Annotated in this window: 20 protein-coding genes; 8 read left to right on the top strand and 12 right to left on the bottom strand. The window is 63.1% G+C overall.

Going from position 1 to position 22,451, the window contains the following annotated elements:
* Positions 1-4: 4 nt before the first annotated feature.
* Both AC070A_RS00395 and AC070A_RS00400 read right to left on the bottom strand, forming a co-directional pair.
* Positions 5-631 carry a class I SAM-dependent methyltransferase gene (locus AC070A_RS00395; protein WP_113737638.1) on the bottom strand — a complete coding sequence of 209 codons (627 nt, stop codon included), beginning with the start codon at positions 629-631 and terminating at the stop codon, positions 5-7.
* Positions 632-781: 150 nt separating this feature from the next.
* Entirely contained in the window at positions 782-2,239 is a 1,458-nt protein-coding gene (locus AC070A_RS00400) for a cobyric acid synthase (RefSeq protein ID WP_113737665.1), read from the bottom strand.
* Positions 2,240-2,489: 250 nt separating this feature from the next.
* Between AC070A_RS00400 and AC070A_RS00405 the strand changes: the two genes are divergently transcribed.
* The 5 genes from AC070A_RS00405 to AC070A_RS00425 all read left to right on the top strand — a co-directional run bounded on the left by AC070A_RS00405 (position 2,490) and on the right by AC070A_RS00425 (position 6,666).
* Positions 2,490-2,633, top strand: coding sequence for a hypothetical protein (locus tag AC070A_RS00405; protein ID WP_093234608.1), 144 nt, complete (start codon positions 2,490-2,492; stop codon positions 2,631-2,633).
* Between the two features lie 80 nt (positions 2,634-2,713).
* Complete coding sequence (locus AC070A_RS00410; RefSeq protein WP_162771008.1) at positions 2,714-3,082, top strand: hypothetical protein; 369 nt, start codon at positions 2,714-2,716, stop codon at positions 3,080-3,082.
* Between the two features lie 340 nt (positions 3,083-3,422).
* Positions 3,423-4,421 (top strand): ABC transporter substrate-binding protein, encoded by a 999-nt coding sequence (locus AC070A_RS00415; protein ID WP_057254177.1) that lies wholly within the window; start codon positions 3,423-3,425, stop codon positions 4,419-4,421.
* Between the two features lie 294 nt (positions 4,422-4,715).
* Complete coding sequence (locus AC070A_RS00420; protein WP_057254175.1) at positions 4,716-5,627, top strand: ABC transporter permease; 912 nt, start codon at positions 4,716-4,718, stop codon at positions 5,625-5,627.
* On the top strand, positions 5,620-6,666 hold the full coding sequence (locus AC070A_RS00425) for a quaternary amine ABC transporter ATP-binding protein (RefSeq protein WP_057254173.1): 1,047 nt from the start codon (positions 5,620-5,622) through the stop codon (positions 6,664-6,666). Before AC070A_RS00420 ends, AC070A_RS00425 begins: the two co-directional genes overlap by 8 nt.
* Before the next feature lie 324 nt (positions 6,667-6,990).
* On the opposite strand, the gene AC070A_RS00430 is transcribed toward AC070A_RS00425, so the two are convergent.
* Positions 6,991-7,860 (bottom strand): D-alanyl-D-alanine carboxypeptidase family protein, encoded by an 870-nt coding sequence (locus tag AC070A_RS00430; protein ID WP_057254171.1) that lies wholly within the window; start codon positions 7,858-7,860, stop codon positions 6,991-6,993.
* Between the two features lie 371 nt (positions 7,861-8,231).
* On the opposite strand from AC070A_RS00430, the gene AC070A_RS00435 reads away from it, so the two are divergent.
* Both AC070A_RS00435 and bmt read left to right on the top strand, forming a co-directional pair.
* Entirely contained in the window at positions 8,232-9,590 is a 1,359-nt protein-coding gene (locus AC070A_RS00435; protein ID WP_113737637.1) for an O-antigen ligase family protein, read from the top strand.
* A gap of 65 nt (positions 9,591-9,655) precedes the next feature.
* Positions 9,656-10,672: a betaine--homocysteine S-methyltransferase gene (bmt, locus tag AC070A_RS00440; protein WP_192494754.1), complete on the top strand. Its 1,017-nt coding sequence runs from the start codon at positions 9,656-9,658 to the stop codon at positions 10,670-10,672.
* Positions 10,673-10,775: 103 nt separating this feature from the next.
* Here the strand turns inward: bmt and AC070A_RS00445 are convergent, their stop codons facing one another.
* The 3 genes from AC070A_RS00445 to AC070A_RS00455 form a co-directional block, all read right to left on the bottom strand.
* Positions 10,776-12,746, bottom strand: coding sequence for an acyltransferase family protein (locus AC070A_RS00445; protein WP_192494755.1), 1,971 nt, complete (start codon positions 12,744-12,746; stop codon positions 10,776-10,778).
* A gap of 176 nt (positions 12,747-12,922) precedes the next feature.
* The gene (locus AC070A_RS00450) at positions 12,923-14,068 is read right to left on the bottom strand and encodes an aminotransferase class I/II-fold pyridoxal phosphate-dependent enzyme (protein WP_113737634.1); all 1,146 of its coding nucleotides are present in this window, start codon (positions 14,066-14,068) and stop codon (positions 12,923-12,925) included.
* Between the two features lie 99 nt (positions 14,069-14,167).
* Positions 14,168-14,803 (bottom strand): helix-turn-helix transcriptional regulator, encoded by a 636-nt coding sequence (locus AC070A_RS00455; protein WP_093234612.1) that lies wholly within the window; start codon positions 14,801-14,803, stop codon positions 14,168-14,170.
* Between the two features lie 241 nt (positions 14,804-15,044).
* Between AC070A_RS00455 and AC070A_RS00460 the strand changes: the two genes are divergently transcribed.
* A complete protein-coding gene (locus AC070A_RS00460; protein WP_058323203.1) occupies positions 15,045-15,392 on the top strand; it encodes a hypothetical protein in 348 nt (115 codons plus the stop codon).
* A 307-nt stretch (positions 15,393-15,699) separates the two neighbouring features.
* Here the strand turns inward: AC070A_RS00460 and AC070A_RS00465 are convergent, their stop codons facing one another.
* From AC070A_RS00465 to AC070A_RS00490, 6 genes are all read right to left on the bottom strand, one after another.
* Positions 15,700-17,748, bottom strand: coding sequence for a vWA domain-containing protein (locus AC070A_RS00465; RefSeq protein WP_492384634.1), 2,049 nt, complete (start codon positions 17,746-17,748; stop codon positions 15,700-15,702).
* Positions 17,745-18,272, bottom strand: a complete 528-nt coding sequence (locus AC070A_RS00470; RefSeq protein WP_113737633.1) for an RNA polymerase sigma factor — start codon at positions 18,270-18,272, stop codon at positions 17,745-17,747. The genes AC070A_RS00465 and AC070A_RS00470 overlap by 4 nt, the downstream gene beginning before the upstream one ends.
* 137 nt (positions 18,273-18,409) lie before the next feature.
* Complete coding sequence (locus AC070A_RS00475) at positions 18,410-19,159, bottom strand: phosphodiester glycosidase family protein (protein ID WP_113737663.1); 750 nt, start codon at positions 19,157-19,159, stop codon at positions 18,410-18,412.
* A gap of 84 nt (positions 19,160-19,243) precedes the next feature.
* Complete coding sequence (locus tag AC070A_RS00480) at positions 19,244-19,771, bottom strand: hypothetical protein (protein ID WP_162771006.1); 528 nt, start codon at positions 19,769-19,771, stop codon at positions 19,244-19,246.
* 262 nt (positions 19,772-20,033) lie between these two features.
* On the bottom strand, positions 20,034-20,735 hold the full coding sequence (locus tag AC070A_RS00485) for a 4Fe-4S dicluster domain-containing protein (RefSeq protein WP_058327015.1): 702 nt from the start codon (positions 20,733-20,735) through the stop codon (positions 20,034-20,036).
* Between the two features lie 107 nt (positions 20,736-20,842).
* Entirely contained in the window at positions 20,843-22,417 is a 1,575-nt protein-coding gene (locus AC070A_RS00490) for a trimethylamine methyltransferase family protein (RefSeq protein ID WP_058323207.1), read from the bottom strand.
* Positions 22,418-22,451: the final 34 nt, after the last annotated feature.

Here is a 22,451-nt window from a genome sequence, read left to right on the forward strand (position 1 = left end):
GGCCCTAGTGCGTCACCCGCTGCAGCACGCTGAACTGGAAGGCCTGCGTCGAGTTCCACGGCGTCGTGTGCTGGTGCATGATATGCTCGACAAGCCGGAAGGACGGTCCGATCACTTCGGCCAGCGCCGCCGGGTCGTAACGCGCCACGGGCAGACCGCTGCAGCGCTCCGGACCATCGGGCGCGAAGGTGGCGATAACGGCGTGTCCGCCCGGAACGACGGCCGCCGTCAGGCGTTCGATATAGGCCGCCCGGTCGTCCGGATCGGTCAGGAAATGAAAGGCGGCGCGGTCGTGCCAGATGTCGTAGGTCCGATCCGGCCGCCACGCGGTCACATCGGCCGCAACCCAGTGGACCGCGTCGGCCCGCGGCCCGAGCCTTGCCCTGGCGGCATCGAGCGCCGCCGGCGACAGATCGAGCACCGTCACTGATTTCATGCCCTCGTCGAGCAGCGCGTCCACCAGCCGCGAGGCGCCGCCGCCGATATCGATCAGCGACGCGGTGGCGATCGTCACGTGCCTGCGGATGAGATCGAGCGAAACGGCGGGCGCATCTTCGAACCAGCTGACCCCCGCTTCGCCTTTCGATTGATAGGCTTTGTCCCAATGGGCTCGTCTGGTTTCGTCCTGCATTGCAACACCTGTCTCCGAGCGCGCGGCCGCAGCTGAGCGCTCCGTCCTTCCCAGTGAATTCTACAGCGGAACGGTGGAAGATGCTGGGGTTTCAGGCTTGTCCATGCTGTCGCCAGGAATCCCGATGATTTCCGCTGCCCGCCTTTTCGGTTATCTGCCGAGCAGTCCGTCCAGCCAGCGCCGGTCGAGTACCGCCTCCAGCTCGCCGGCGACATCGTCGAGCGCCGCATCGACCGACTCGCGATAGTTGCTGGCGCCGCCTTCAATGCCGAAGCTCTTCAAAAGTGCTGTGCGATAGGCGTCACTCGTGAACAGCCCGTGCAGATAGGTACCCATCACCCGGCCGTCGGCAGAAAGCGCACCATCCGCACGGTTGCCGATGCGAACCGAAGGTCGGTCGCAATCGGCCCCTTGCGTCTTGCCCAGGTGGATCTCGTAACCCTCGAGGGCCACGTCATGCTCCAGCGACCAGGCGCGGCTGTTGCGCACGGTCTTTTCCGGCGCCATCTCGGTCTCGACGTCGAGAAGCCCGAGGCCCTCGACCGCACGTTCGCCACCCTCGATGCCGAGCGGATCGGTGACCCGACGACCGAGCATCTGGTAGCCGCCGCAAATGCCGATGACCCGTCCACCGCGGCGCACATGGCGCTCGAGATCGCGATCCCAGCCTTGCGCCCGAAAATCGATGAGATCGCCGATGGTCGACTTCGATCCGGGAATGACGACGAGGCCGGCATCAGCGGGGATCGGGTTGCCCGGCCGGACGAAGACGAGATCGACCTCGGGCTCGGCGGCCAGCGGGTCGAGGTCGTCGAAATTGGCGATGCGCGACAGCACCGGCACGGCAACCTTCAGCGCCCGTCCCTCGCCGCGCGTCAGTTTCTCCAGCACGACCGAATCTTCTGCCGGCAGCCTGGCTGCTGCCTTCAGCCATGGCACGACGCCAAAACAAGGCCAGCCGGTGAAGCGGTTGACGGCGGCGATGCCATCATCGAACAGCGTAACGTCGCCGCGGAACTTGTTGATAAGGTACCCGGTGACCATGCGCCGGTCCTCGTCCGAAAGGATCGCATGGGTGCCGACGAGCGAGGCGATCACCCCGCCGCGGTCGATGTCGCCCACGAGCACGACCGGCACGTCGGCGCGTGTCGCAAAGCCCATATTGGCGATATCGCCGGCCCTGAGGTTGATCTCCGCCGGCGAGCCCGCGCCCTCCACCACCACGAGATCGGCGCCGGCCGAGATCTGTTCGAAGCTTTCCAGCACGGCGCCAAGCAGCTTCGGTTTCAGCGCCTGGTACTCCCGGCCCTTGGCCTGCCCCGTCACCTTGCCCTGCACGACGATCTGGCTGCCGACGTCGGACTGCGGCTTCAAAAGCACGGGATTCATGTGCACGGACGACGGCACGCGCGCGGCCAGCGCCTGCAGCCATTGCGCCCGGCCGATCTCGCCGCCGTCGTCGGAAACGGCGGCGTTGTTCGACATGTTCTGCGGCTTGAACGGCCGGACCTTTAAGCCCCGATTGGCGGCGAGCCGACAGAGCCCCGCCACCAGTACCGATTTTCCGACATCCGAGCCGGTTCCCTGCAACATGATCCTGCGTGTCATGCGGCCATCGGTAACACTGAAACGGTCAGCGGCAAAGGTCTGTTTCGACACGATTTCGCCGCAATTAAGTGAGGCTTCTCACGCATTGTTTCGGCCTTTCGCAAGGCTTGTCGAAAATGCCGCAGCCGGTAGCCAAATTGCGACATCGCATGGCGAGTTTGGCATTCATTCTATTGCAGCGCACACCTATATCAGCGGCATAGCAACACGCTCCGGGGGACAGGCCTCCGGCCTCTCAAGGTTTACGTCCATGCTGTACATCTTCAGCAAGCCCAACTTCGTCCAGATCGCCTGGAACTCCAAGGTTCCGACCAGCCAGTCACGCGTGCGCAACCTCGTCGTCGACGCTCCCTTCGGTCCGCTCGGCTTCATCCGTACGTCGAACGTCGGCTAGGTCCGCGATCGGGGCGCAGATGCCCCTTCGAGCTCTCCTCCCAGAGCCTCCTCCACCGCCCCATCCGGGGCGGTTTTTTTATGTCCGACGCTGGTGCTGAAATGCGAAGGCCGCATCAACCTCGAAAAGAGGGATGCGGCCACCCAAAAAACGCCTGGTCACTTCGGGGTAACGCACCGAAGGTTCGCTTGAAATCCGGGACGCACTACCTGATCCGGACCCGCGGCAGTCCCCCGCCGCGAAAAGAACAATTAGCTGGACATCGTTACCGGATGGTTATTGAGGATTTAACCAAAGATGAATTTCGGCTTTTTTTGAATTTTTTTCGCGACATGCGCGACAATCGCCGTGACGCAATCACGACAGGAAACGTCAGGATCTCGACAGGGATTCGAACGATGTGGCGCATAGCGCCATTTTTTGCGGCAGGAATTGTCGGTATTGCTTAAATTCGGCCTTCCTCATGCTCAAAAAGCGCCCGCCGGCGATGTCGCAGACAGAACGCGTAAAGAGCGGCGGCGACCCGACGTTCCGATTGAAGAGGTTGATTTCTCAATGAGAATACTTAGGCTTGGCTGGCGGTATAAGAGGAGATTGGCTGGCGACAGGGTTCCGCGGCCAGGGCTGAAAACGAACTCCCGCACCGTCCGCAGCAAGGGTGAACCTTGGCTTAATTTGATGCCGAACCCCAGGCTGCATAGTTGCTCCGGGTGACGGAGGATGCTCGGCATCCGCCGTGGGTTCCCGTTTGGAAATTGGCTGCAAATAAAGACTGGGAGGTCTTGCAACATGAAGAAACTCCTCGCTTCCACCATTCTCGCCGCGGGCCTCTATGCTCTGGCGGGTTCCGCGCAGGCTGCGGAATGCGGTGAAGTCAGCATTGCCGAAATGAACTGGGCTTCCGCCGGCGTCGCCGCCCAGGTGGACAAGTTCATTCTCGAAAACGGTTACGGCTGCACCGTGACGCTGGTCACCGGCGACACCATGCCGACCTTCGCTTCCATGAACGAAAAGTCGCAACCCGACATGGCGCCGGAACTCTGGGTCAACGCCGTGCGCACGCCGCTCGACGCCGCGATCAAGGAAGGCCGGCTGATCGAAGCCGCCAAGATCTTGAGCGAAGGCGGCATCGAGGGCTGGTGGATCCCGAAATTCCTCGCAGACGCGCATCCTGACATCAAGACGGTGCAGGACGCCCTGAAGCATCCGGAACTCTTCCCGTCGCCGGAAGATTCGTCGAAGGCCGCCGTTCACAATTGCCCGTCGGGCTGGAACTGCCAGGTCTCGACCGCCAATCTCTATCGGGCACTGGACGCGGAAAAAGCCGGCTTCCTGCTGGTCGATACCGGTTCGGCCGCCGGCCTCGATGGCTCGATCGCCAACGCCTTCGAAAAGAAGACCGGCTGGCTCGGCTACTACTGGGCGCCGACCGCCATTCTCGGCAAGTACGAAATGACCCGCCTCTCCTTCGGCGTCGACCACGACAAGGCCGACTGGGACGCCTGCACCGCCGTTCCTGACTGCCCGACACCGAAGGTCAACTCCTACCCGGTTTCCGACGTCTACACGGTCGTGACCAAGTCCTTCTCCGAGAAGGCCGGCGTCGCCATGGATTACGTCAAGGCGCGCAAGTGGGACAACGGCACCGTCAACAAGGTTCTCGCCTGGATGGACCAGAACCAGGGTACCAACGAGGATGGCGCCAAGCACTTCCTCGCCGAGTTCCCGGACATGTGGACCCAGTGGGTGAGCCCGGAAGTGGCCGAAAAGGTCAAGGCGGCACTCTGACACGACACAAGGGCAGGCGCGCCGTCCCTCACGGCCGCCTGTCCGTTCCGGTTGTGATGCCGGAACGGGGACAATGCAGCGCTCTCACGGGTTCCGTTCGAGCGCGCGTCGTTCCAGAGGCGGCGAAGCGAGGCCGTCCGCGTCGCAAACAGTAAAGCGGACGCCACATTTCGCTGACACAGTTCAAGAGCCGGGCCCAAAGAGGCCACCAGCAGTGTGCGCAGGCATCGACGCAAATCGATGCCGAGACGCAACCGGCGAGATAAAAGACTTCCGGCCAAGAAGGGGATACATATGGCATCCATCTGCAGTGTCTTGCCAGCTTTGCTCTGCAAGTTCCCTGCCATTGACGAAGGCACGATCCGGCTCGCTCGCAAGACCGTCGATGACGGCTTCAAGGGATTCGTGCGGTCCTATGGCGACATCATCGACAGGATGGTCCAGCCGCTTCAATGGTTCCTGAACTACCTCGAAAGCCTGTTCGTCGGCTCGCCCTGGATCCTGGTCCTGGTGCTCATGGTGGCGGTCGTCTATTTCGGCAGCCGCAACATCAACGTCACCATCGGGACGGCGCTGTCGATGATCGCCATCGGCCTTGTCGGGCTTTGGAACGACACGATGGTCACGCTTGCGATGGTCACCGTCTGCACGCTCATCTCGATCGTCATCGGCATTCCGATCGGCATTCTGATGGCGCGCTCGGACCGGGTGCAGGCCTTTATCAACCCGATCCTCGACGTCATGCAGACGATGCCGAGTTTCGTCTACCTGATCCCTGTCGTCATGGTCTTCGGCCTCGGCAAGGTGCCGGGCCTCATCGCGGTCGTCATCTACGCCGTGCCGCCGATGATCCGGCTGACCAATCTCGGCATTCGTCTCGTCGACAAGGAAGTGATGGAAGCGGCCGACGCCTTCGGCTCGTCGTCCTGGCAGAAACTGAAGAATGTGCAGATGCCGCTCGCCTTGCCGACCATCATGGCCGGCATCAACCAGACGATCATGATGTCGCTGGCGATGGTTGTCGTCGCTTCGATGATCGGCGTCGGCGGCCTCGGCAAGAACGTGCTGCAGGCGATCGCCAACCAGTTCTTCACCGTCGGCTTCCTCAACGGCTTTGCCCTTGTCGGCATAGCCATCATTTTCGACCGTACCAGCCAGGCCTTCGGCAAGCGGCTGCAAAAGCACTCGGAGGTTATCCATGGCTAGTCACGCGATCGAGGTGAAGAACCTCTACAAGATCTTCGGACCCCGTGGCGGCGACTTTGTCGACGCCGTCAAGAAAGGCTTGGGCAAGGCCGAGCTCAACGAGAAGCACGGCCACGTGCTCGGCCTGCAGGACATCAACATCTCCATGCCCGCCGGCGGCGTCATGGTGGTCATGGGTCTCTCCGGCTCCGGCAAGTCGACGCTGATCCGCCACATCAACCGGCTGATCGACCCGACCTCGGGCGAAGTGCTTTATGACGGTGTCGATGTCTGCAAGATGAACGACGACGCTCTCCGGGAATTCCGCCGCCACAAGACGGCGATGGTGTTCCAGAAATTCGCGTTGCTGCCACACCGTACCGTGCTCGACAACACCGTCTACGGCCTCGAAATCCAGGGCATCGAGCGCAAGGAGAGCGAGAAGCGTGCGCGCGGCTGGATCGAGCGCGTCGGCCTCAAGGGCTTCGAGAACCACTATCCGAACCAGCTTTCGGGCGGCATGCAGCAGCGCGTCGGCCTTGCCCGCGCGCTCACCAACGATGCCGATATCCTCTTGATGGACGAAGCCTATTCGGCGCTCGATCCGCTGATCCGCGTCGACATGCAGACCGTGCTTCTCGACCTGCAGAAGGAACTGAAGAAGACCGTCGTCTTCATCACCCACGACCTCGACGAGGCGCTGCGCCTCGGCGACAAGATCGCCATCCTGCGCGACGGACGCGTGGTGCAGCAGGGCACCGGCCAGGAGATCGTGCTTTCGCCGGCCGACGACTACATCACCGCTTTCGTCAAGGAAGTGAACCGTGGGCGGGTGATCAATGTCGAAACGATCATGCGCCCGCTCTCGGGCAATGCCGAAGGCGTACCGCTCGTGACCGGCACCGTGCTGGAATCGGCCGCCCGCATGATGACCGCTGCCCGAGTCACAAGCGCCCATGTGGTCGACGTCAACGGCCGCCCGATCGGTGCACTCGACCTTTCCACCGTCATCTCCGCCATGGTCACGCCAACGAGCCACGAGGATCGCGCGGCGGCTTGAAACGGGATGATCGGGGTCAGCCGCGCCAACTGACGAGGCGCCTCTCATCCGCCTGCCGGCACCTTCTCCCCGTTCTGACGGGGAGAAGGGACTCGCGGCAAGGCCGCATTCCCTAACCTGACAAGATCATCCAGCTCCCCAGCCAATGGCTGGCGGTTGGCGACCGGGCACGTCCCCTCGCTCCGCCTGCGGGGAGAGGGTTAGGGTGAGGGACAGACTTTCTCGCCGATGATCAATCACAAGAACCGAAGATCGGCTTAGAGGCGGATTGAACCTGTATCGGAAGGCGAGTCTGCCCCCCGACAATCGAAATCGAAACGCGTGTTAGTTCGTCGTGTTCGCTGCCGTTGCCGCTGCAACCGGCTCGGCGACGCTTGCAGCGCTTGCGTCTTCCTTCGGCGGCAGGAACTTGTCGAGCAGAGCGATCATGTCGTCGTCGCGCGCCTGTGCAGTCTTGCCGCCCATGACGACGGCGACGAGGCGGGTGCCGCCGCGCTTGGCAGACGTCACCAGGTTGTAGCCGGAGGCGTCCGTATAGCCGGTCTTGATGCCGTCGACGCCTTCGTAGCGCTTCATCACGCCGTTATGGCCGCGCAGCTTCATGCCGCGAAACTCGATCGTCTTGTTGGCGAAAAGCTGGAACTCCTGAGGAAAGTCGCGCATCAGCGCGAGACCAAGCGTCGCCATGTCGCGCGCCGTCGTCACCTGGGCCGGATCCGGCAGACCGTTGGCGTTCTTGAACACGGTGCGGCTCATGCCGAGAGCCTTGGCCTTGCGGGTCATCATCTCGCCGAAGGCGGGCTCGTTGCCGGCAAGCGTCTCGCCGATGACGACGGCTGCGTCGTTGGCCGAAAGCACGACCATGCCCATGACCGCTTCGCGCACGGTGATCTGGCGGCCAGCGCCGACGGCAAGCTTGAACGGCTCAAGGCCGTTGGCGTGTTCGGAAACGGTCAACTTCTGGTCCCATTGCAGGGTGCCGTTCTTCAGCGCTTCGAAGGCGAGATAGATCGTCATCATCTTCGTCAGCGAGGCCGGAAAGTTCAGCTCGTCCGCATTGTCGGCTTCGAGAATCGAGCCGGTCTCGGCGTTGACGACAAAATGCGCCTGCCCGGCAGCGGCAAAGGAGGCGCTGCCAATGAGCAGGCTCACGGAGACCGCGGCGGACGCGACCATACGGATAAGGGACTGCATATCGTGTTTTCTCGTTTCGACGCTATCGAACGACCTCGGGACGAAAATCGTGATCGAATTATGGAAGACATGCCGCTGAAAACGGCAGCGGCCGCGTTTTCCACGGCCGAGACATCCCCGCCTTTTTACGGGTAGGAGGCCGGCGCGGCAAGCACCTGCGGCAATCCGTCTGCAAATATCACATTCCCGGCGACCGAGGCACCAAGCCGTCGCCGCGGGCAGGACCATCTCGCGCTTCACCGAGGTTTAACCTGATTGCGCCAAGGTGACCGTCTCCCCTGCCCGGCCAGCCTCAACGGCGACACCGGCGTGGGTTCACAAACGAAGGCGTCGCCCGCGACGCGGCAAACTTCCACCCGTTTCGGCAGGCCATGCACCCGAACTCAGCCACGGCAAACCTATCCACCGAACGTCAGCGGGTGCCGGCTGCCTTCGATGCCGGCCTGGCGGAGCTCGTCCACGGTCTTGCCGCGCTGCTCTCGGGCCTTGGCCTGTTCCTCATCGTCTTCACGCTGATCCCGTTTGAGGGTGCGGTAACCACGGACCCCAACGCCGCCAACGAAGGCAATATCATCAACCAGGTCGGCTACCTGGTGCTCGGCGCGGTCTATTTGTTCGCCATGCTGCTTACGGTCGACAGGCGGATATTGGCCCGCCTGGTCTCGCCGAGCTGGATCGCGATCTTCGCGATCGCCTATCTCTCCTGCCTGCAGTCCTATGACCCTGCGGCTTCCGCCCGCGGCCTGACGCTGAGCCTCATTGCGATGATCATGGTGGCGGGCGTGCTGGTGCTGCCGAGGAGCGAGCGAGATTTCGTCAATGCCGGCGCCAACGCCATCCTGCTTCTGATCCTGATCGACTATGCCGCGCTCTTCGTGGCGCCAGACCGCGCCATCCATTCGGCCCTCGGCGACGAACCCTGGCATGCGGGCTTCTGGCGCGGCCATCTGCTGCACAAGAACGTCTCGGCCCCGGTCTTTTCCATCCTCTGCATGTTCGGCATCTATTGCCTGCGTGCCGGTGCGCCGCTGCGCGGCTGGGCAATCACGCTTCTTGCGGCCAATTTCGTGCTTCATACCGGGTCGAAGACAACGATCGGCTTCCTGCCGATCGCGATCGGCCTCGTCTTTGCCGGGCGCGCCGTGCGCAGCCCCAGCCTGATGATCCTCGCCCACCTCGCCATGTCGGCTCTGATCTTCGGCCTGACCCTCGGCACCATCTATTCCGACACGCTGCTTTCGATCACCAAGGCCCTGATCGACGATCCGACATTTACCGGCCGCGACGACATCTGGAAATTCGCCAGTGCCAGCATCGCCGAGCGCCCGTGGCTCGGCCAGGGCTATGCGAGTTTCTGGCTATCGCCCGTGATCATGGGAATGGAAGCGAATTTCGAGGCGAGCTGGGACGTGCGCGGCATCGTTACCGGTCACAACAGCTATCTCGACGCGGTGCTGATGTTCGGCGCGCCGGGCGGCATTCTGATGACGGCCCTCCTCTTCGTCAAACCGCTCTTCGATTACATCCGCGCCTATCGTCGCCCGCAGGCGCGCATCTTCGCCGACTTCTGCGTTATGGTGGTCATCTTCATGACCTATAACGCCATGCTCGAAAGCTTCTTCCTCAATCGTGCCGACCCGATGTGGCTGCTGACCGCGCTTACCGTCTTCGGGCTCGGGCTTGCCGGCCGCATGAGCATGCGCGCGGAAGCGCCAGCCTCCCGACGCTGAACGCTTGCCAAGACATAAAGATATCTTTATATCTTGTTGCAATCTCTTCTAGCCGGGAAAAACCGATGACCGCAGCATCCAATGTCCTCTCCGCCCTCATTGCCGAAAAAGGCATTCTTCTCGCAGACGGCGCCACCGGCACGTCGCTCTTCGCCATGGGGCTCGAGGCCGGCGAAGCGCCGGAACTCTGGAATGAGAGCAAGCCGGAGAACATCACCAAGCTGCACCAGGATTTCGTCGACGCCGGCGCCGACATCATCCTCACCAACACCTTCGGCGGCACCCGCCATCGCCTGAAGCTGCACCAGGCGGACGACCGCGTGCATGCGCTGAACAAGCGCGCCGCCGAGATCGCCCGCGCCGTTGCCGACAAGGCACCGCGCAAGGTCATCACGGCCGGCTCCGTCGGCCCGACCGGCGAACTGCTGATTCCGCTCGGCGCGCTTTCCTATGAGGACGCGGTTGTCGCCTTCATCGAGCAGATCGAAGGCCTGAAGGCCGGAGGCGCCGAAGTCGCCTGGATCGAAACCATGTCCTCGCCGGACGAGATTCGCGCGGCCGCAGAAGCAGCCGCCAAGGTCGGCCTGCCCTACGTCTATACCGGCTCCTTCGATACCGCCGGCAAGACGATGATGGGCCTGCATCCGAAGGATATCCACGGTGTTGCCAGCGATCTCGGCAACGGCCCCGTGGCCGTTGGCGCCAATTGCGGCGTCGGCGCTTCGGACATCCTTTCCTCGCTGCTCGACATGACCGAAGCCGCCCCTGAGGCGACCGTGATCGTCAAGGGCAATTGCGGCATTCCGGAATTCCGCGGCTCCGAGATCCACTATTCCGGCACGCCGCCGCTGATGGCCGAATATGTGCGGCTTGCGGCCGATGCCGGCGCCAAGATCATCGGCGGCTGCTGCGGCACCACCTGCGACCACCTCGCCGCCATGCGCGTGGCACTCGACGAGCACGTGCGCCGCGAGCGCCCGACGCTTGATCTGATCATCGAAAGGATCGGCCCCTTGCGCAACAAGACCGCCAACGAAACGGCAGCCGCGCCGGCCCGCGAGCGTCGCAGCCGCCGCGCCTGATCTGAGCGACAAGCCAAATCAAAAGCAAACGCCCCGGCATCGCACGATCCGGGGCGTTTGCTTTTGGAGATTGATGAACAGCGCCCGGTGGTGGCACACGCCGTTAAAGATCGGCGCTCCCGAAGAGCGGCAGAGTGCCCGGCTCACGCCAGGAAAGAGCATCGCGCTCCGCCGCCTGGATGAAGGAGCGGTAGAAGTCGAAGGCTCGGCCCATCTGGCGAGATCCTTGCTCGGAGAAATGCCCGAAGTCCTCGAAGAGCGAGACACCCTTGTCCTCGACCTTGCAGCTATCCGCATCGCAGAGATAGTTCATGAAGCTGACGACCGGATATTCGTCGGCGATATCGGCGACCACCTTGAGCACGTCCTGATCATATTTGCGCACGTCCTTCAGCGCCGGCTCGCAGCGCTGATCCGGTTCGCCGAGCAACCGTGCCCTGGCCACGCAGAGCCCCGTGTCGCGGCCGTCATGCGGCGTCGGCGCCACGAAGACGGCTTCGAAGCCGTTGGCCTTCAGCCAGGCGAGCGTCGTCCGCAGGCCATCACTGAGAAGGCTCACTTCCGACCGCATTTCCTTGCGGCCGTCGACGAGCACCGTCTCCTGCTGCAGATACTGGCTGAGCTGCGAGGACAGAACGACGTAGCGGATCGACCGGTTGGCGAGCAGAAAGCGGCGGACGTCGTCGTTGTAACGCGCGCAGTCCTGCGGCCAGTTGCGACCGAGCCGGGGAACGACGGGCGCCAGGTTCAGGAACGGCCCGCAATTGTTCTTGGCAAGCTGCACCAGCCGCACGTCCGGCTTCGAGGCGATGACGCCATCGACGAGATGGCGGGCAAAGGAATCGCCCCAGACCGCAACTTCCGGCTTCGGGCTGGTGGCGCATGCGAGATCGGCGACGGCGTCGCATTTCTTGCCGAGACCGACGCTCGGCTGTGTCAACTGCGCGAGCTCGCGGTTCCGGGCAACCAGTCCGTCCGAACCATCAAAGCCGAAGCCGAGTGCGATCGCCGCCGATCCGGCGGCAAGCGTTGCGCCGAAGACCGCGCCGCGCCCGAAGCGCTTGGGATTGCGGAAGGGCTGCTCGACAAAACGCCAGCTGAGATAGGCGAGCGCGAAACACAGCGCGATCAAGAGCGCATAGCCCTCGGCCGGGATCCCATCGATCGCCCTCAGCCGCGCGAAAGCGAACACCGGCTGGTGCCAGAGGTAAAGGCTGTAGCTGATGAGGCCGATCGCGACCAGCGGCTTCAGCGACAGCAGCCGGCCGACGGCGGTGTCGCCGTGCGCAAAGGCAAGAACCAGCGCCGTTCCGAGCACCACGGGCACCGTCGTAAAGCCGGGATAGAAGGCCGATTCCGGCACGAAGAGGTAGCTCGCGATGATCGCGGCCAGGCCGAGGCCCGAGAGCAGTTCGCGGCGGCCTTTTGCCAGATCGAGCCTCGCGGCGCCCATAAGCGCCAGGGCCGCACCGATGCCAAGCTCCCAGAAACGGCTGGGCAGAAGATAGAAATTCGCGGCCGGATCGACCCGCGCCAGGAGCTGCGTCATCGCAAAACTCAAGGCGACGAGTGCCAGCACGACCTTCAGCGTAGTTGCCGCAGACACACGGCGCAGCACAAGCAGGAGCAGCGGAAAGACGAGATAGAACTGCTCCTCGACCGCCAGCGACCAGGTGTGCAGCAGCGGCATCAGATCGGTGCTCGGCTCGAAATATCCCGTCTGATCCCAGAACAGGAAATTCGAGGCGAAGAAATTCACGGCATAAAGGCTCTTGCCAAACGTGTTGAGCTCCTGCGGCAGCATCCACAGAAGCGCGAAAGGGATCGAAACGGCACAAACCAGCAGGAGCGCGGGCGCGAGCCGGCGGGCCCGCCGCTCGTAAAAGCGGACGATGCTGAAGCTCCCGTCGTGGATTTCGCTATGAATGATCGAGGTGATCAGAAAGCCGCTAATGACGAAGAAGACGTCGACGCCGGCAAAACCGCCGGCAACAAGGCCGAAACCGGCATGGAACAGGAGGACTGGCACCACGGCAAGCGCGCGCAGTCCATCGATTTCGGGTCTGTAATGCATCAGCAGGGGGAACACTCGGTGGCAGGGGCCGCTGGTTAACACGGCCCTAACGACAGGACCATTGCTGCCCGGTGTATATCCACATTCGCGGGATTTCTGGGCACGGCCGCCAACCGGCACCGCGGCGACCGAATGCCGCCGCGGGAAAGCACGAGATATCCTTCGGCTTGCGGGTGTCAGGCGGATGCACGAAGCCCGGTGAGATGCCGGCGCCAGGCATCGAGCCCGATCTCGATGTCCTTGCGGCCGAAACCGACACGGAAGCGATCGGTTGCGACCGGAAGAAGATCGGAAACGAAGAGGCTCGAAGGAAGGAGCAAGACGCCCGACTCCTCCACGAGACGCCGGCAATGGGTCTCGACACCATCGGCGCCGAGATAGCGGGCAAATCCGACGCAACCTCCGTCAGGTGCCCGCCATTCGTAGAGATCGGGAAACTCGGCGAAGAAGGTACCGAGCTTTTCGAGATTGGCAGCGACCAGCGCCCGGTTGCGATCGAGGATAACAGCGCGGGCCTTGAGCGCGATCGTCGCCAGCACTTCCGACGGTCGCGAATTGCAGATCGACAGGTAGTGCTTCATCTTCTCCATGCGCTCGAGCAGTGCGTGGTCGCGGCAGGCGATCCAGCCGATCCTGAGGCCCGGAAGCCCGTAGGCCTTGGACATGACGTTCAGCGAGATGCCGCGCTCGAAGCACTCGGCCGCCTGCGGCAGCCGAAGCGAGGGATCGCGTTCCAGGCCGCGATAGACCTCGTCGCTGAAGAGATGGATGCCGCGCTCGGCGCAGAGCGCCACCAGAGCCCGGAACGTTTCCTGGTCGGCGATGGCGCCGGTCGGGTTATTGGGGAAGTTGATGCAGATCAGCCGGGTATTGGGTCTCAAGGCAGCGCGCACGTCGGCGATATCGAGCCGCCAGTTGTTTTCCGGGCGGAGCGGCACACCGGTGACGGCACCGGCGATCGTTACCGGCAAAGTTTCCATCGACTGGTAGTTCGGGACCGTCACGATCGCATGGTCACCCGGCCCGAGCAGCGCCAGCATGGCGCAATAGAGCCCCTCCTCCGCGCCGGCGAAGCAGAGGATGTCTGCGGCCGAAAGGCCTTCATAGGTGGCAGCGATCGCCGCTCTCAACGCCGGCGCGCCATGGGTCTCGGTATAGCCGAGCGTCACGCTTTCCCAGGCGGCGCGGTCCTCGTCGTCGGCAAGTGCGAGCAGATCGCTCATGCTTATCGTCTGGCTGTCGCTCGCGGTCATGTGGTGGCGGGCACTGAACTCCCAGCGGGAGAAATGGGTTTCGAGGCGGAAATCGGGCAAGGTCGTCATGGAAGTCTCCTCCTCTCGGCGCCCGACGGCGCGCGAAACGGTTGCGGATCAGGCAGTTCCGGGAAAGCGCCAAGCCGTCCGGAATTGCGCATGTTTCAATCAGGGTGCCTCGCCGCGTGCCGCAGCAAGATAATTGTAGATCGAGGCGCGCGAGGCGCCGATGAGGCTTGCCAGGTGATCGACGGCATTGCGCGTCTGGAACAGTCCGCGTCCATCGAGTGCTGCCACCAGCGCCACGCGATCGCCGCGCTTCAGGGCCGAAAGTGCCAGCCCCCGCTCCTTCAGCCAGCCATGCAGCGTCGCATTGATCTCCTCGCGCCAATCGCGCGCAAAGAGCGCCTGTGGCCTCGGCTGCTCGGCGCCGGCGAAAGCCGAAAGCAGCTTCACCGCCGAATCGATCATCGACATATCGAGATTGATGCAGAGCAGGCCGACCGCTTCGCCCGTGCCGTCACGCAGCACGGCGGAGATCGACTTGAAGCGCCGGCCATCCGTGCCGGTTTTTTCATAAGGACCGAGCACGGCGTCGGCGCTGCCGACCGCGGCGAACTCTTCCTCGATCAGCGAATCTTCGCCGACCGCGCGCCCGGAAAAGCAGTTCCAGATCCCTGCAACCGTACCGGTCCTGAGATCGTGCAGCACGACTTCTCCATGCGGATAGAGCAAGGCGCTGATCGCAGCGGCCGTCGGCGCATGCGTGGCGAGGATGGAGGCGAAGGCGGGTGCAATGGTCATGCCCGCTTATTTCTGAATTTGTATTTATTGTCAATATTGGACGATTTGCTCAAACACAGCATATGCGCTACAGCTTGCGTACCGATAGCCGCTGGCCTATCCCCGATGACAGGAAGATTCGCTGCTCGCCTGTTCGTACCGGAAACGGACGAAAACATGCAGCAATTCAACGTGCTACAGCGACCCCATGCGCGCCTCACAAGACGCGCCGCGCGCTCGGAAACGCAGACGGGAGACTTACATGAACGCCGGCCCAGCCTCCTTTCCCGACCGGGATACGGTCGCCGAGAAGCTTGGGGCTTTCGCCGAAGCAGACCAGTCCTTCCTGCGCCTGCTGATGGAAAACCCCGAGCAGGACGAGCGTCTGATGGATGGCCTTTATCGCCACCTCGACCTCGCCTCGGAGGCCAAGTTCCTGAACTCCCTGAAACTGGAAAAGCTCGGGCAATGGTTCGGCAACACGGCCCCAGCGCGCCTGCAGATGCGCCTGATGGAAGCCGGCCGCTCCAGCCAGCACGCCGCCTACCAGGCGTTCAAGGCCGGGCTTTCGAAGGCCGGCGGCCTGGACCGCGCTTTTCCGAAGGCGTGAGCACGCGGCGCTGCCTCTCACCCCGCAAGCAGGGAGAGATATCGAGCGCGGCAGGCAATTGGTGCAGCGCGGCGCCTGCCTCTAATGATTGCCCCTCACTGTCCTGACGGACATCTCTCCCCGCAGGCGGGGAGAGAACAGCTAGGCGCCCGCTCCAGTGCCAGACCTCAAACGTTTCGTCGTTCAATCTCCGCCTCGCGATGGGCAAAACCGTCACCGCTCGTCCCTTCTCCCCGTAATGACGGGGAGAAGGTGCCGGCAGGCGGATGAGGGGCTTCCCTGAGCGCGGAGATAAGCGGACTGCCACTCAGTTGCGGGAACCGCCGAGCCCCTTCGCCAACCTCACCAGATTGACGAACTCGGCGCGGTAGCCGAACGGATCGGCGCCCTTGGCAGCCGATGCGAGGTCGATGACGGCGTCATAGGCATAGTCGTTGAGGGCCGTGACGCCCGAGAGCTTTTGCCCGAAGGCAGCGACTGCCACCGAGAAACGCACGTCGCCCGACGCCTCAGCGAGCGCCGGCACGGCATTGGCCTCGGTCACCGGCGTGGTGATCAGTTCGCTTTTGTCTCCGTCTGGCTTCTTGTAACGGATCTTCAGGAAGGCGAGTTCGCCGCCATGCGGGCTTGCTTCTGCCGCCGGCTTCTGTGCCTCCGCATAGCGCAGGTCGTCGTTCAGCACCGCCGGGCTGCCCGTCGGCGTCACCTCGTAGATCGCCGTGACGCTATGGCCGGAGCCGATATCGCCGGCGTCCACCTTGTCGTTGTTGAAGTCTTCGCGCTTCAAGGCGCGCGTCTCGTAGCCGATCAGGCGGTATTCGGCGATCGCCGCCGGATTGAACTCGACCTGCAGCTTGACGTCCTTGACAATCGGGAAGAGCGACGAGCCCGCCTCCTCCACCAGCGTCTTCTGCGCTTCGGCGAGCGTGTCGATATAGGCCGCCGTGCCGTTGCCGTTCTGGGCGATCGTCTGCATCAGCGCGTCGTTGTAATTGCCGCGGCCGAAGCCGAGGACCGACAGGAAGATGCCGCTCTGGCGCTTGTCTTCGATCAGCCGCTTCAGGTCGTCGTCGCTCGACGGACCGACATTGAAGTCGCCATCCGTCGCCAGCATGACGCGGTTGACCCCGCCCTTGACGAAGGCTTTCTCGGCGAGCGCATAGGCCGCATCGATGCCTTCGGCGCCGGCCGTCGAACCGCCCGGCTGCAGGGTATCGATCGCCGCAAGGATCTTCGCCCTGTCCTTCACCGCTGTCGGCTCCAGCACCGTTCCGGCATTGCCGGCATAGGTGACGATCGAAACCGTATCTTCAGGCTTCAATCTCTCGACGAGCAGCCGGAAGGCGCTCTTCAACAATGGCAGCTTGTCCGGCTCGTCCATGGAGCCGGAGACGTCGATCAGGAAAACGAGGTTTGCCTTCGGCGCTTGCGCTGGCACGACGTCGTAGCCCTTGATCGCCACATGCATCAGCCGTGTGCCGCCGTTCCACGGCGTCGGGGTCACCGTCACCGTCGCCTTGAACGGCTCGGCGGCGGTTTCCGGGCGTGGCCAATCATAGGGGAAGTAATTGACCATCTCCTCGACCCGCACGGCGTCACGCTCCGGCATCTGCCCTTCCATCAGCGAGCGGCGCACGAAGGCGTAGGCCGCCGTGTCGACATCGACCGAAAAGGTCGAGACCGGGTCAGTCACAACACTTTTGACCGGATTGCTGTCGGCCTTGCCGAAGCGTTCGCGGTTTTCCGGCGGTGCGATCAGGCTCTCCTCTTGGGCGATCGGCGCAGGCTGATAGGTCATCTGCGGCTGCATGCCACCGACGGCCGAGAGCGGAGCGGCACTGTCGGTCGCAATACGGTTGGCCATGGCGTCGGCTTCGGCGGCTGGCGCCGCAGCCTCGCTTTCCACCGAAGCGCTGGCGGGCGCCTCCAGGGTTTTTGCCTCCCGCTGGCGCGCAAGTTCGTCTGTAGCCGCCTTTTTGGCCACCATCTGCGGCTCGGCCTTTTGCCTTTCCACTTCCTTCTTCGTCTCGTCCTTCAGTGCGATCTCCTGCGCGCTCTCGCCGAAGGGCGCACCGTTGCGCGTCAGTTCTAGCGTCAGAAAGGCTGCGGCAGGCACGACGAGAAGTGTGGCGAGTGCCGATCCGGCGAGCAGTTTCCGGTTCATGATGGGGCTCCATATCCGGTTGAAGATGGAGCTTTGACGAACCGGCTGGACCGATCCTTGGGTGGCAGTCGAATTTTCTTCTGCGGCGTCGAAGGATTGCATCGCGGCAGCGAGTGCGCGGGCGCGCGCCTCCGCAGAGGCCTTCGGCGGGGTGAGCCCGGAGAGCTTTTCGAAATCGTCGCTCATCGTCACACGGCCTCCTTGCCGAGCAATGTCTTCAGTCGCTTGCGCGCCTCGTGCACATGCCAGGATATGGTTGCTTCCGAGCATCCGAGCACGTCGGCGGCAGCCGCATGGCTCAGCCCCTCGGCGTAAACGAGCAGCACCGCATCGCACTGCTTTTCCGGCAGGTCCCGCACCGCCGCCCACAGCGCCTCGCGCTGCTCCTCATCGGGATCCTCGGGCGGAGCGATCGTCGCCTGTTCGCTGGCATAGGCCTGCATGCGCCGGTCATCGCGCGCCTGCCGTCTCTTGTGATCGCGGGCGGCATTCAAAGTCAGCGTATAGAGCCAGGTGCGAAACCGGCTGGTGCCGCGAAAACCACGGATCGCGCCCCCTAAGCGCAGGCAGACATCCTGGGCGATATCCTCGGCATCCGACGCATTGCCGGACCAGCGCCAGGCGACCGCATGGACAAAATCATAGTGTCGCTCGACCAGCTGGCCAAAAGCCTGCCGGTCTCCACTTATCGCCTTTTCGACGAGTTCAGCGTCCAAATCCGTGCCCGCCCTCACCTCATTTGAACCTTAGACGTTGCAGGCTGCCCGTTCCTTGGGTGGAAGACATATTTTTTTCCAGCGGGATGAGGAAAAGTGCGTGCGGTTTTCCGCCCGCATCCCGCGTCCAGAGAAAATCAGCGGGGAAACTTCCCGACGACGGCGATCATCGGCCCCATCGGAAACAGCCGGTCGTGACGATTGATCTCGGGCGCGTAGACGCTGGAAATCGTGCCGTCGAGGAAAAGCGCATTGGGGCAATCAAGCGTGTCACGAAAGAGCGTCGCGAAATCGTGGAAACGCACCGGGCGTTTCGAGATGACGAAGACCACCTCGCCCTTGTCCGTCACGCCGACGCCGTTGCGGGTCTTGAAACTGGTGCTATCGGGCAGGAAGCGCGGATGCAGCTTTCCGTCGATCACCAGCATCGGCCCGGATTGCGTGGCGAAGCGCGGTGTGATCCCGGCATCACGATAGGCTTCCGCCCCCATCACCCCCGCCTTGCCGTCGTCGATGTAGAACACCCCATTCGGCAGCAGATGGAAATTGCCCCAGCCGGTATTGGTGTTGAGCGGCGCCTGCTCGCGCCCCTCCTCGATGTGCAGGCCGACGGGCGACAGGTCGTCGTGATACATGCCGCCGTTCATGGCGAAGGCCATGTACTCCTCACGGTGGCGCAGTTCGAGCGACAGCGCCCGGAACGAGCGAAAGGGCACGCCCGCCTGGTCTTTATTGTACAGGCGAATATCGCTTGTCGCCGGATTGAACGAACAGGCGAGATAGTCCTGTCCGAGATGGCTGACGTCGCGGCAGGCGCCAGCAGCAGGCCCGGCAAGGCCAGCCGACAGAACAGCACCGACGAGAAAAGGCTTTGGGAAAAGCGGCATGGCAAAAGGTCCAATCGAATCAGACGTCAAGCATGACGGAGATTGCGGCGGTTCTGGCGCAACGCCAACGACAAGCATCCGCCCTCAGCCGGCGGCGATCAGCCCCATGGCAATCACAAGTCCATAACTCCCGACCGCAGCCGCCAGCCCGAAGATCACGCAGAGGCAGGCAAAGCCGCCGACGCCAGCAAGCACATAGGATTTGGGATCGCGGTTCAGCACATCCTGCGACAGCGAAAGCAGCAGGCGCTTTTCCCTGAGCGTCGTCGCGAGCTTCACCGCATGGCGCTTCGCTTCCTTCCGCACCTCGCCGAAGTTGTTGCCGATGGCCAGGAAGGTCAGGAACAGGCCAAGGGCGCTGACGGTCAGCGCGAATTTCCGGAGCAGGTCGATGGCATCGGGAAGGAAACCGCCCGAAAACACCGAACGGTCCACCAGCGCATCAAAGCCGGTGATGCAGGCGGCAATGACGGCGGCGTGGCCGGCGCCGATCGCCAGCAGGCGCTTGAAGGCTTCATCGAGGACCTGGCTGTTTGCGGCGTGGATGCTGTTAAGACGAGAGATCTGCGCTTCCACCTCCTCGCGCGAAAGGTGCGGAGGATAGTTACTCACGGATACGACTGGGCTACCTCTCATACGATGGACTCCAACGCCACGCCGTCCAGATCGGTGTAAATTCGATAATATTATCTTTCCAAGACATCTCCAATTTTAGTCATTTTGGAGATTTCCACCATCTTTGCGGACAAGGAGGATAGCCGGATCGCCGAGACCACAGTGATTTTTGGGGCGCTCCTCCAAATCATAAACGCGATCGATTCTCGTAAGTTAGGGCGATGCGGCCGAAAGACCGAGACACTTTCCTCGTCCCACTCTAGAGGCTAAGCGCTGCCATATGGAAGCGAAGCTGTTCCTGACGATAGCGATAGTCACTCCCGACAGGACAGGCATCGCGCGAAAGACAGCCTGCCGACAGGCAACCCCTGGCCGCTTCGCTGCGCAGATGCCCGCGGCAGAGGCCGACATCGAAGCGCTCTTCGACAAGCGCATTTGCTGGACAGGCTGACATGCAGGGCTTTGCGGCACAACGATCGCAAGGGTGCTGCGCCGCCCGCTCGCCGGTTTCGGGAAGCGGCCTGTCGAAAGCAAGGGCGCCACGATAACCGTGCCAGAGCCCGTAACGCGGATGGATGAGGATGCCGAGCGGCGAAGGTTGCAGGCCCTCTGCCCGCATCGCCCATTGCTGGAAGGGCTGCCACGGCGGATCGGATGGGAAATAGACGGTCGCCCCGCAGGCTGCGGCAACCGGCCCTATCACCATCTTCGACCAGGTGTCGAGCGGATCGGCACCGCCACGATCCGGCAGGCCCTCCCGCCAGGCATTGAAGGCCTGCCACAGCGAGCCGCCGATATTGCCGATCAGCAGCACGCTTGCCGCCGGTCGCCCATCGGCCAGCAGCGGTGCTGCCTCTGCGGAAGAGAAGTTCAGCGTTCCGCGCAAAAAAAGTCCGTGCGGCGCCAGCGCCGCACGGACTATCTCGACAATCTTGTCCGCTGTCGCGGAAGGCGCCGTCATTTCGGTTTCGGCCCCTGGTGTTCGTAATGCGGGCGCCAGACCTCCTTCTGGATCATGTCGGCCACCTGCGCCGCGCCGCCTTGCTCCCTGGCTCGCTCGGGACCCTTTCAGGTGAAAGCGTCCGGCATCGAATTCTTGCGCTGGTCGATAAAGGCCTTGAGCTTTTCGTCGATCGCGGGATCGAGGTAAGGCGCTTCGTAGTGTTCCAGCCAGCTGCGGGCGAGCGCATTGGCGCGCTGCTCGATGCGCTTTTCGCCTTCCACTTCCCACTGCTCGAAGGAATTGTTGTCGGCGAGCGGCGAGCGATAGAAGGCCGTCTGGAAGTTGGCCTGGGTATGGGCGCAGCCGAGATAATGGCTGCCCGGGCCGACTTCGCGGATTGCGTCCAGCGCCTGGGCTTCTTCCGAGAGATCGATGCCCTCGGCCATCTTCTGCATCATGCCGAGCTGGTCCTGGTCGATCATGAACTTCTCGTAGGACGAGACGAGACCGCCTTCGAGCCAGCCGGCCGCATGCAGCACGAAGTTGGTGCCGGCAAGCAGCGTCATGTTAAGCGTGCTGGCCGATTCGTGCGCTGCCTGTGCATCCGGAACCTTGGAGCCGCAGAGCGAGCCGCCGGTACGGAACGGCAGCTTCAGGCGACGGGCGAGCTGGGCAGCACCGTAGGAAACCAGCGACGGCTCCGGCGTGCCGAACGTCGGAGCGCCCGACTGCATCGAGATCGAGGCGGCGAAGGTGCCGAACAGAACCGGCGCGCCCTTGCGGATGAGCTGGGTGAAGGAGGCGCCGGCGAGAACTTCGGCGAGAATCTGCGTCAGCGTGCCGGCAACCGTCACCGGGCTCATGGCGCCCGAGAGGATGAACGGCGAAAGCACGCAGGCCTGGTTGTGGCGGGCATAAACCTTCAGCGCCCCCACCATGGTCTCGTCGAAGACCATCGGCGAGTTGGCGTTGATGAGGTTCAGCGTGACGCAATTGTTTTCGACGAACTCATCGCCGAATACGATCTTCGCCATGGCGATCGTGTCTTCCGCGCGCTCCGGCGCCGTCACCGAGCCCATGAAGGGTTTGTCGGAATATTTGATATGGCTGTAGACCATATCGAGGTGACGCTTGTTGACGGGAATATCGACCGGCTCGCAGACCGTGCCGCCCGACGAATGTATCGACGGCGCCATATAGGCAAGCTTCACGAAATTGCGGAAATCCTCGATCGTCGCATAGCGGCGGTTGCCCTCGAGGTCGCGCACGAAGGGAGGGCCGTAGACCGGCGCGAAGATCGTCGCCTTGCCGCCGACCTGGGCGCTGCGCTCCGGATTGCGGGCATGCCAGGTAAATTCGGATGGCGCCGTCTTCAGGAGTTCGCGGCAGAGCCCCTTGGGGAAATGCACGCGCTGGCCGCGCACGTCGGCACCGGCCTCTTTCCAGAGTTCGAGCGCCTCGGCGTCGTCGCGGAATTCGATGCCGATTTCCTCAAGGATCGTGTCGGCATTGCGCTCGATGAGCTGCAGGCCTTCCTCGTCGAGGACCTCATATTCGCGAATCTTGCGCTGGATATAGGGCAGAGACGGTCCCGGACCGCCCCCGGTGCGCGACGCACGCCGTGCTGCCGCTCCCCGTCCCTCGCCACGCGAGCGGCGACCGCCGCCTTCACCCGCGCCCTGATCTGTCACGTCGCTCATTCGCTTTTCCTCTCCCGCGCATCACTTTTTGCGC

This window comes from Ensifer sp. GW101-20A05 (genome assembly GCF_059424735.1).

Excerpts from the sequence above, each read along its gene's own strand:
- AC070A_RS00395 (WP_113737638.1), bottom strand. The coding sequence starts at position 631 with ATGCAGGACGAAACCAGACGAGCCCATTGGGACAAAGCCTATCAATCG.
- AC070A_RS00400 (WP_113737665.1), bottom strand. The coding sequence starts at position 2,239 with ATGACACGCAGGATCATGTTGCAGGGAACCGGCTCGGATGTCGGAAAA.
- AC070A_RS00405 (WP_093234608.1), top strand. The coding sequence starts at position 2,490 with ATGCTGTACATCTTCAGCAAGCCCAACTTCGTCCAGATCGCCTGGAAC.
- AC070A_RS00410 (WP_162771008.1), top strand. The coding sequence starts at position 2,714 with ATGTCCGACGCTGGTGCTGAAATGCGAAGGCCGCATCAACCTCGAAAA.
- AC070A_RS00415 (WP_057254177.1), top strand. The coding sequence starts at position 3,423 with ATGAAGAAACTCCTCGCTTCCACCATTCTCGCCGCGGGCCTCTATGCT.
- AC070A_RS00420 (WP_057254175.1), top strand. The coding sequence starts at position 4,716 with ATGGCATCCATCTGCAGTGTCTTGCCAGCTTTGCTCTGCAAGTTCCCT.
- AC070A_RS00425 (WP_057254173.1), top strand. The coding sequence starts at position 5,620 with ATGGCTAGTCACGCGATCGAGGTGAAGAACCTCTACAAGATCTTCGGA.
- AC070A_RS00430 (WP_057254171.1), bottom strand. The coding sequence starts at position 7,860 with ATGCAGTCCCTTATCCGTATGGTCGCGTCCGCCGCGGTCTCCGTGAGC.
- AC070A_RS00435 (WP_113737637.1), top strand. The coding sequence starts at position 8,232 with ATGCACCCGAACTCAGCCACGGCAAACCTATCCACCGAACGTCAGCGG.
- bmt (WP_192494754.1), top strand. The coding sequence starts at position 9,656 with ATGACCGCAGCATCCAATGTCCTCTCCGCCCTCATTGCCGAAAAAGGC.
- AC070A_RS00445 (WP_192494755.1), bottom strand. The coding sequence starts at position 12,746 with ATGCATTACAGACCCGAAATCGATGGACTGCGCGCGCTTGCCGTGGTG.
- AC070A_RS00450 (WP_113737634.1), bottom strand. The coding sequence starts at position 14,068 with ATGACGACCTTGCCCGATTTCCGCCTCGAAACCCATTTCTCCCGCTGG.
- AC070A_RS00455 (WP_093234612.1), bottom strand. The coding sequence starts at position 14,803 with ATGACCATTGCACCCGCCTTCGCCTCCATCCTCGCCACGCATGCGCCG.
- AC070A_RS00460 (WP_058323203.1), top strand. The coding sequence starts at position 15,045 with ATGAACGCCGGCCCAGCCTCCTTTCCCGACCGGGATACGGTCGCCGAG.
- AC070A_RS00475 (WP_113737663.1), bottom strand. The coding sequence starts at position 19,159 with ATGCCGCTTTTCCCAAAGCCTTTTCTCGTCGGTGCTGTTCTGTCGGCT.
- AC070A_RS00485 (WP_058327015.1), bottom strand. The coding sequence starts at position 20,735 with ATGACGGCGCCTTCCGCGACAGCGGACAAGATTGTCGAGATAGTCCGT.
- AC070A_RS00490 (WP_058323207.1), bottom strand. The coding sequence starts at position 22,417 with ATGAGCGACGTGACAGATCAGGGCGCGGGTGAAGGCGGCGGTCGCCGC.